Consider the following 9,200-nt stretch of genomic DNA (forward strand, 5'->3'; position numbering starts at 1 on the left):
ACGATTCGGCTCTAGGCTTAACCCGCGCCAGATCAGCGCCTTGCGAGCCCTTTAGGGCCCACGTAAGTCATTCTAGCAAACTCCTAACCCTTGAGATGCGCTTCGGGACCCGTCGCCCCGAAGTGTTTGTTTCCATTCTTACAATCTCACGGGCACATTCCGGGCTCAGGCTTACATGAAGAGGCCGACAGTCGCCATAAAAGTACATGCGGTCAAAAGGTAGGTTCTCAGCGATCCATACAGCCACTTCGGCCATGCTCTCATCTGGAACAAGGAAGTCGACAGCCGCACCACCTCTAGCGCAGATCCGATTGCCCCGTCGGTTGCGCTCGTAGCTCGCATGTTGGTCGAGCTCAGGGGCATTGTTGGCCGGAACAGCCCGGCTGACTTCGGGCCCAGCGAATCCGTACGTCAGCTCAATGCCGCCGAAATAGTCCATAACAGGGTCAAGGACATCTCTGATCAGTGCGGCAAGGGCGGCATACGTCGCTGGCTCCTTCGGAGCGTTTGTGACGCCGAGCTCGTTCACCGTCTCCCCCGCTGAACACAAGTCGCCAAACGTCAGATGTTCGCCACAGCGATGCTCGAGGGGAGGTGACTCCGGGATCGGTTCAAGTGTGAAGTCGCCAATCTGCACCCAGCGTCTCTGGAGTTCTTCCTCGAACACCTCCCTTGTTGGGCCAAGCCCCTCAAAGTCGAGCGTCGATAGCTCGGCCAGCATCATGTCGAAGTCCCTCTGCTGCTCAAAACCAGGATCCTCCTCAGAGAGGAATCTCGACTTCATGTACAGGTACGGTGGGGTATAGTCCTCGCCGTAGGTGAAAACCTGAACCGTCTGCTTGCGCAGGCTGATCTTGATTCGCTCCATAAGTAGAGGAAGGGGCTTCCCGTGGAAGTCGTCATAGCGCAGAAGGGTGAGTTTGCCGGACTCGAGGTGGACCTTGATCAGATCATAAGCGGCAACATCGCCGTACAGATGCGAGGCGCACGCGACGTACGTTTGAACCACTGCCGGCAGCTCTGACAACCGCTCCGCTTGAAAGAAAAACGCCCGCTCTTCCTCGATGACGCCCACGCCGTTTTGGGCCGCGCCGTAACAAGCGCTACGAAGTTCGACGGGATCGGCGCTTGCGTATAGGAGCCGCTCAGCTTCTTTTCGCGCCGCACCGAGTGATCCGAAAAAGGTTCGTATGTCACGTTGGAGTGATGCTGAGTAGTCCGCCATTCGCCGACGCTGTGTAAAGTATTCCTGTGCGAGAAACACACACAACTCGTCATGACGAACGGCTGCCGCATTCTGTATGGCCTCCGCCCCATGGAAACGCTCGAGAAAGCGGTAGCCCCGCTTCAAGCTGCCACAAGCAGCCTCGACGGCCGTGAGGTTCGGTACCTCATCGGGGTCAGGGCGTCGCCCGAGCTGTAAGTACCGATGCCACAGGGCGTCGAGAGTCTCTTGGTGCGTCTCAAAGAATCGCTGCGCCGCCTCAGCCCGCTCCGGCATCGGAGCGCGTTCAAGCAGCAGACGGTGTGGTGTTCGGCGGATGGAGCGTCGCTCCATGAAGAGCTCTGCGTCATCAGGATCGCGGAAAACAAAGAAAACGCCTGGGCCAACGGGAATGGCTGTCCTGTCGAGGGCGGTTTGCAGGTAGTGCCGCAGCTCCTCTTGGGAAAAGTATTTCTGGAAGGTGCCGCGGCGGGTCAGTACGCCGTCGCGCCAGGGCTGGGCGCTCTGGGGTTCGGCAGAGCCAAGCATTGCCGCGACGACGAGGAGTTCCTCGGCATAGGCGAAGGCGTTCTTCAACGCCTTGGTGCGCTCACTTGGTTCTTCGATGACATTGATGACAAAACCGAGATTGACGACGGAGGCAGGCCGCATCTCTGCGTCCGGGCGGTAGTGGGGGTCCCAACCCTGGGCCGAGATTCCGTTTTGCGCGAGAACGGTGAGATCATCGCCTTGGCCGCACCCGTAATCGAAAATGCTGTGGTTCCCGTCCAGGTAGCCATGGCGCGCAAGCGCCTGCATGGGCGTCGATAACGCGGACCTGCGGATGGCTGTCTTATGGCGGGCGACGGTTGGAGGTTCGCCGCTGACGGTTGATGGCTCGGCGGTTCCGGTCTCCTCGCCGGTATCAGGGTTGGTACGTTTGAGCTGCCAGCCGTCGAGGGTGTACCCCCGGCTTCGGAGGCGCTCTTCCCACTGTTGCTGTCGCCCTATGGACGATGCGGGCGTCAGCAACTGAGCCTCTTCCAGTGCCTCGGTGACTTCTTGGCAAGCCGGGCGCTCCGGGTGGTCGGGTGGCAGCAGTAGCTCCTTTCTGTGGAGCACCGGCGGATTGCCATCGGAGGCGTACTCGCGACGCTCGTGGCGACCTGCGCTGATTCGAACTCGCACGCTGGCTGCTAACGCAGGAATGGGTTCTTCATCAAAATGCGGATAGTGCAGCAAAGAGAGATCGTCGGAGTCGCGCCCGAGGCGAACAACGTTCCACGCCGGGTACCCTGCGCACTCTTCCGCACGAGCAACAAGGTCGCGCCATGAGGATTCGAGCAGCTTCACGGCGCTTCGGTGATAGTAGACGGAACCACCCACGCGCTTGCCCGTATGCTGATGGCGCTGATTTCTGGGCGTGTGGCTGAAATATTTTTTTTGTTTAGTGTGTTGCGCTGGATTGTCGGTCATTAATCAGTGCAGCCTTTGCTTTCTCCGATCAAGGATGACATAAGAGGTCGGGTAGCGCGCCACACAGCGCCCCGTTCTTTTCCCTACCGGATCTCCGGCGGAACGCGACATGGACTGTCGCACTCTTCCTGTACGCTCCCCCTCATATCAGCCAACAAGACTACGAGCCCTTCATATCAACGATACGGACACCCGGCTTGCTGTAATCGCTGGATGGGGTTGGAGTACGTCGTCCAGAGAGATAGACTGCCCATGGGCAATACGGGGGTAGCAAAGGTGATCAACCTTGATAACAATGCGACAACCACCCCTTCCCGGGCCGCGGTAGAAGCGGCGACAGCGGCGCTGACTCCCCGCTACGGGAACCCGTCGAGCGCACATAGTGCGGGCGATGCGGCCCGGACACTCCTCCATGACGCACGCTGTAATGTAGCAGAGCTGCTTGGCTGCGAACCGACACAGCTAGTCTTTACCGGGTCAGGGACCGAGGCGAACAATCTTGCTCTTCATTCGCTTACCTCGCAGGGGCTGTGGCGACTCGTCACCTCACCCCTTGAGCATTCGTCGGTCCTTCAGCATGCGGAGTATCTCGCGGCCCGCGGCTTAGATGTCGTCAAAGCCCGGGTAGGGACGGATGGGCGCGTTGATGTCGATGACATTGAGGCGGCTCTCCGGGACGTAGATCGCCCTGCGCTATCAGTGCAGTGGGTCAACAACGAGACGGGTGTCATACAACCGGTCGACGAGTTGGTCGCTGTCGCCCGCCGGCACGGCGCGCGCGTGCACATCGATGCTGCGCAAGCCATTGGCAAGCTTGATGCCGACTTGACCCGCGTTGCGCCAGATTTTCTCACATTCACGGCGCACAAGATCAATGGGGTTCGTGGCGTTGGTGCCCTCTATGCCCGTGATCCGAAAATGATTTGCCCTCTGCGCTTCGGTGGTACCCAGGAGCAAGGCCTCCATCCAGGCACAGAAAACCTCGTAGGTATTGCCGGTTTCGGGGCGGCAGCGTGGGAGAGGTTGCGGGACTTGCCTGGAGCAATAGAACACATGCGCCGTCTGCGTAATGTGTTCGAGCGCCGTGTTCTCGAGGAATGCCCATGGGCTGAAGTGAATGGCGCCCAAGATGCGCGGGTTTGTAATACGACTAACATCCGATTCACCGGCATCGATGGCCAGGCTCTCATGGCGCGTCTCGATCGCGAAGGGATTTGCTGCTCACAGAGCTCGGCATGTACGAACCAAAAGCCTGAGCCGTCTTACGTGTTGCGTGCCATGGGTCTATCCGAGCCCGAGGCCTATGAAAGTGTTCGCTTCTCCACGGGGGTGCTGAACACTGAAGACGAGATGGTGGAGGCGGCTGGAATGGTGGTCACTGTCGCGAACCGACTGAGGAGGCTGTTCGCATGAGATTTGGGGGGCACGAGACGTTCCCGGTTCGGGAGGGCTGGATTTATAAAGGATTATCGCTGATCGCTGGTGACCCTGAAGGATTCAATCAGCCCTATGTTGCCGACGAGCTCGGTGTTGGACGCAATATGGCCAAGTCCATTCGGTTCTGGCTGCTTGCCACTGGCCTCGCGATTACTGAGCCTTCAGATCGGACTCCCAAGCGGAAGCAGTTAACCCTCACGCGTTTTGGTGAAGCGGTTTATAAATCTGATCGCTACTGCCTCCAGCTCGGCACCTGGGCGGCGTTACACGTCAACATGCTCAACCACGGCGGTTATGCCAAAGCGTGGAATTGGTTTTTCAACCGATTTACGGAGCAGCGCTTTGACCGCCTGACTGCGTCCGCAGCCTTTGAGCGGTACGTGCAGCGTCACGAGCGACGCTCACCGGCACCGAAGACGCTGCAACGCGATGTCGCCTGCCTGCTCTCATGCTACGCGACGCCGATTCCCAGCGAGTTGGCTGATCCAGAGGACGCATCAGACTCGCCTCTTCGGCGGCTCGGGCTGCTGACGTTGTTCCGTGACTCCAACGTGTACCGGCGCAATGAGCCGAACATTGTCGAGTTGCCGCCGGAGCTCATCGGGTATGCGTTCGCACAGTCCGGAGCCAAGGAGGCTAGTCTGCCGCTCCGTGAAGCGTGTTTTTACGATGGCGGCCCTGGACGAGCCTTTCAGCTCAGCCTCAACGGTTTTTTGGACTGGATCGAGCAAGCGGAAGAGCTATTGTCCAGCGTGCGCGTTGTCGGCTCCGCGGGCGAGCGGCGCATCCAACTCGATCCGCTCGAGCCCGTCGAATGGCTCAAGTCTTACTATGCACGCGTCGGCGCACTCAGTACTGCAGCTTAAGAGCGATACCAACATGACTGCTGAACACCCATTTCTCCGGGCGATCAACCTGCAGTATGACGCGGATGTGCCTGAGCGCATCGCGCACTATGAGCCGACAGCCAAAGCCGTGCGCTTCCTCGAGGGACTTAGCGGCCAAACGGACCATCGTGCACTCTTCGTGATCGCGCCTTATGGCTCCGGGAAATCACTGGGGGCGACGTACCTTCTCCACCTCTTGGAGAATCGGAAGAGCGGCGCTCGTGTCCTCGATATCATCCATAAGCGCCTCAAAGGCGTGAGTCCCGAGCTTGCCGAGTTTGCCGAGCGCCGCGTGCACGAAAATAATGCGCATGGCGTGGTCATTGCCCTCGAGGGGGCGTGCGACGATCTCGGCGACGCCGTGGCGCGAGCTGCGACGGCGTCGCTGCGGCGTCTCGGTCTAACCTCGCGGGCGCAGGCGATCGAATCCCTGGATGCAACCGGGATCGAGGGGGCGATCACAGTCCTGGACCGCCTGGTCGAGATGGCCAGCACCCGTAAAGCCAAGACGCAGGTGGACCGTGTCGCCATCGTGTGGGATGAGTTTGGCAGGCACGTCGAGCAGCTCGTGCGCTCTGGGCGACCCGATCGGCTCGCTGAGATCCAGACGCTTGCTGAATACGCGGCGAGGCAACAGAAGCTCCCTGTGACGTTCGGACCGATCATGCATCAAGGGCTGCTCCAGTATGCGTCAGGACTCAGTCAGTCCGCGCTTTCGGAGTGGCGTAAGATTGAAGGCCGTTTCGAGCCGATTCAGTACGTGGATGACAGCCGGGAAGTGTATTGGCTTGTCGGTAAGGTGGTGTCGAGCAATCGTCCGTCGCACGACCTGTTCGGATGGGATGGCACTGAAGCGCAACGGGCGAGCGCAGTTGGCCTTTTTGAAGATTTCGGCTCCGAGCTTTCGGAGCTCTTGCGCCTTGCAGACCCGCTCGAGCCGGCAACGCTGTATGTCCTGCCCCAGCTCGCCGCTCGCGTTGCGCAGCACGAGCGCACGCTTTTCGGTTTCCTACTAAATGCCGATCTCACGCGGCCGGTAACGGCAGACCAGGTGTACGACTACTTCGCGGGCGCAATGCAAGCGGATACGTCGCTTGGGGGCACGTATCGCAAGTGGCTTGAAACCGAAAGCGCATTGGCCAAGGCGGACGATGACGACGAAGCCCGGGCACTCAAGATTGCAAGCGTGCTCGAGCTTGGCTTATCCGGCACCCGGCAGCGCGTCACACGTGACTTACTGGAGTACGCGTTGGGCGGCGGCAATGCCGCGTCGCGTCTCATCGACAAGCTCCTCGAGCGCAAGCTTCTGCTCCACCGTCGACGCAGTGATCAAGTATCCCTGTGGCATGGAACGGATATCGACCTGCGTGCGCGACTCGATGAAGAGATTGCCCGCCAAGGAACGGATTTTGATCTGGTCGGGCAACTGAATGCCGACTTCCGGCCGGCGCCGTTTCGTCCTGTACGCCATAACGATGACTACGGTGTCCGCCGCTACTTCTCCGGAACGTTTTCAAGCGTGGACGCCTTCAAGGAGCGGCTTGAAAGCGGAGAGCGGTTGCTCGCACCTGGAGAGGATGGGCAAATCGTCTACCTCGTCCCGCGTGACGAAAGCGAGCGGCAGATCGCCGTCGATGTGGCGAAGCGTTGTGAGGTCGAGCGTTTGGTCGTTGTCGTGCCGGTGTCTGTCGGTGACTTTCACAGCGCCGCTGCGGAGGTCAGGGCCCTCGAGCGCCTCGCTGCGGACGAGTCACTACTCGCCGAAGATCCTCTAGTCGAGAAAGAGCTGCAGCAAATGCTCGACGAGGCGCAAGCGCACATGCATGCGCAGGTTGCCTTGTTGACGCAGCCGGGAGACTCAACGATCTGGTATCGAAGTGGCGAGGCGCTTGATCTTGAAGATGTTGCGACCTTACTCGCCTGCCTCAGCGATATCTGCGATGAGGTCTTTCACGCGACACCGAAGATCAACAATGAAATGATCGTGCGCCATCGCCTCTCGGCGCCGTTGGTCAATGCACGCAAGAAAGTTGTGATGGGCATCTTGGAGCGGCATGGTCAAGAACGGCTGGGCATCCAGGGAGAGAACGCAGACGCCTCCGTGTTCCGTACTGTGCTCGACCGAACGGGCTTGTACCGGCCCACGGACGATGGTGCAGGGTTTCGCTACGCCAAGCCCGAAGAACTCATCGATCCGAACCTGCAAGCGGTCTGGGCGCAATTCCAAGACCTTGTGACCAAGCCCACCGACGAGCCCAAAGACCTTGATGCCTTTTTCCAGCAGCTCATTGAGCCGCCGATCGGCCTGCGTCGTGGCGTTATCCCGATTTTCTTCGCAGCCGCGCTAAGGGCTTTTCAGTCGACGCTCGCCATAACAGATGAAAAAGGCAAGTACCTAGATGATCTAGTCCCGAGTGTTATCGAGGACATCTGCAATCGCCCAGACCGTTATGCGCTGACCGTCTTTGAACTCAATGAAAGGGCTCGTGCCTACCTCGAAGCACTGACTTACACGTTCTCGGCGAAGCGACCCAACAGCACTCGCAACAGCGGCGACCTGATGCGGAAGGCGTTCGATGCCTTTGAAGCGTGGCGAATGAAACTGCCACCAGGCGCCCGGGATACGCGTGTGATCGAGGCGCGTGGACGCGCGCTGCAGGCCATCGTACGTTCACCATTCAGCCCTTTGGAGCTCTTCTTCCGGCGGTTCCCGCAGCTTGCCGAATCCAATGAGTTGGAAACTGTTCAGCACTGGGTGATGGACGCCAAGGCGGAGCTCGAGAACGTGCTTACCCGTTACCGCCAACAAGCATTAATGAGTCTAGATGACTGCTTGCAGCTCGGACCCGAGGCGCCGGCCGGGTCTGTGCGAGAGCGATTCGCGTACTGGCGTGACATGCTCCCCGACAGCGTGGGAGAGCGCCTTGGCGGCGTCCCAAGGAACGTACTTAACTTGAACCTGGACTTCTACCAGACCGACGAGGCATTCATTGATGCTGTGGCCGCTCTACTGGTTGGTCGACAGCCAAAGCGTTGGGACGACGCCGACCTGCAGCGGTTCCGTAACGAGGTGAGTTCTGTGACAAGCCGGATTGAGGGGGCTGCCCTCGCCGATGCAGATCAATACGGCGGGGTCTCGGCGAGCCTAGTTGAGCGGAGGCTTAAGACGTACATGAGTAGGCTGATCCAGGCGGTTGGCTCAGAAGCCGCCGCCCAACGCCTCCAAGAAATACTTCATGAGCTGAGGACCGAAAGTCATGGCGAACCTGGAAGAAGCGCTCAGCACGGCTAGCGATGGGGAGACCCGCCACATTGTGAGCCTCTCTGGGGGCAAAGACTCCACTGCATTGGCGATCTTTATGCGCCAACAATATCCGGATTTGCCGATTGAGTATGTCTTTTGTGATACCGGGGCGGAACTCCCGGAGACACTCGAGTATTTCGACCGACTTGAGGCCGTGCTTGGCCAAGAGATTGTTAGGCTCACAGCCCTAGATGAACTAGGTGTAGAGGAAAAGGGCAACCGCACACCCTTCGACTTCTGGCTCGATGAGGCCTATGGTGGTTACCTGCCAAACCCGCAGGCGCGGTGGTGCACACGTGTGCTGAAGATCCGACCCTTCGAGCGATACGTTGGGTCATCAACTGCCTACAGTTACATCGGCATCCGCGGGGATGAGAACCGCGCCGGGTACCAGCAGCAAGGGAGCAAGCCACCTGTCTTTTCCGACAAACCAAACATCTTGCCTGTTTACCCCTTTAAGGAGCACGGCATTGGTCTGACCGACGTTAAGCGCCTACTAGAAGAAGCTGGGCTTGGTTTACCGGAATACTATGAGTGGCGGTCACGGTCTGGTTGTTACTTCTGCTTCTACCAACAGATTGGAGAATGGCAGGGGTTGAGGGAACGTCATCCGGTGCTTTTCGAGAAAGCGAAGCGTTATGAACGCGTCAAAAACGGCAAGCAATTCACATGGAGGGAAGGGCAATCCCTCGATGCCGTAGAGGTCTTGAAAAAACGCTACGACGTACCCTCAGGAGAAGATGCCGATGGGTGCGCTATTTGCCATCTATAAATGAAATTACATTTGGTCGGTCGCGAAAAACTCGCAACGCACTGATCAACCGCGGGTTATCGGCCCTTGAGGGCGCCTTGGATCACCGGGGTTTGTTATCCTGGGGTCCGAAACCTTGCG

5 protein-coding genes are annotated in these 9,200 nt (G+C 59.0%); 4 read left to right on the plus strand and 1 reads right to left on the minus strand.

Annotated elements, in window-relative coordinates; translation table 11 throughout:
- Positions 1 to 67: 67 nt before the first annotated feature.
- Complete coding sequence (locus tag LRF89_RS12475) at positions 68 to 2,680, minus strand: DNA phosphorothioation-associated putative methyltransferase (protein ID WP_238637271.1); 2,613 nt, start codon at positions 2,678 to 2,680, stop codon at positions 68 to 70.
- Between the two features lie 276 nt (positions 2,681 to 2,956).
- Between LRF89_RS12475 and LRF89_RS12480 the strand changes: the two genes are divergently transcribed.
- From LRF89_RS12480 to LRF89_RS12495, 4 genes are read left to right on the plus strand one after another with little or no spacing between them, the layout of a single operon-like run.
- Positions 2,957 to 4,093, plus strand: a complete 1,137-nt coding sequence (locus LRF89_RS12480; RefSeq protein WP_238637272.1) for a cysteine desulfurase family protein — start codon at positions 2,957 to 2,959, stop codon at positions 4,091 to 4,093.
- Positions 4,090 to 4,983 carry a DUF4007 family protein gene (locus tag LRF89_RS12485; protein ID WP_238637273.1) on the plus strand — a complete coding sequence of 298 codons (894 nt, stop codon included), beginning with the start codon at positions 4,090 to 4,092 and terminating at the stop codon, positions 4,981 to 4,983. Before LRF89_RS12480 ends, LRF89_RS12485 begins: the two co-directional genes overlap by 4 nt.
- Before the next feature lie 13 nt (positions 4,984 to 4,996).
- Positions 4,997 to 8,296 (plus strand): hypothetical protein, encoded by a 3,300-nt coding sequence (locus tag LRF89_RS12490; protein WP_238637274.1) that lies wholly within the window; start codon positions 4,997 to 4,999, stop codon positions 8,294 to 8,296.
- Positions 8,262 to 9,080, plus strand: coding sequence for a phosphoadenosine phosphosulfate reductase family protein (locus tag LRF89_RS12495; protein WP_238637275.1), 819 nt, complete (start codon positions 8,262 to 8,264; stop codon positions 9,078 to 9,080). Before LRF89_RS12490 ends, LRF89_RS12495 begins: the two co-directional genes overlap by 35 nt.
- Positions 9,081 to 9,200 lie beyond the last annotated feature (120 nt).

It is taken from the genome of Halorhodospira sp. 9621 (genome assembly GCF_022228055.1).
GTDB classification, from domain to species: domain Bacteria; phylum Pseudomonadota; class Gammaproteobacteria; order Nitrococcales; family Halorhodospiraceae; genus Halorhodospira; species Halorhodospira halophila_A.

Bases quoted from the DNA above. Each gene is read 5' to 3' on its own strand.
- LRF89_RS12475 (WP_238637271.1), bottom strand. From the start codon at position 2,680: ATGACCGACAATCCAGCGCAACACACTAAACAAAAAAAATATTTCAGC.
- LRF89_RS12485 (WP_238637273.1), top strand. From the start codon at position 4,090: ATGAGATTTGGGGGGCACGAGACGTTCCCGGTTCGGGAGGGCTGGATT.
- LRF89_RS12490 (WP_238637274.1), top strand. From the start codon at position 4,997: ATGACTGCTGAACACCCATTTCTCCGGGCGATCAACCTGCAGTATGAC.
- LRF89_RS12495 (WP_238637275.1), top strand. From the start codon at position 8,262: ATGGCGAACCTGGAAGAAGCGCTCAGCACGGCTAGCGATGGGGAGACC.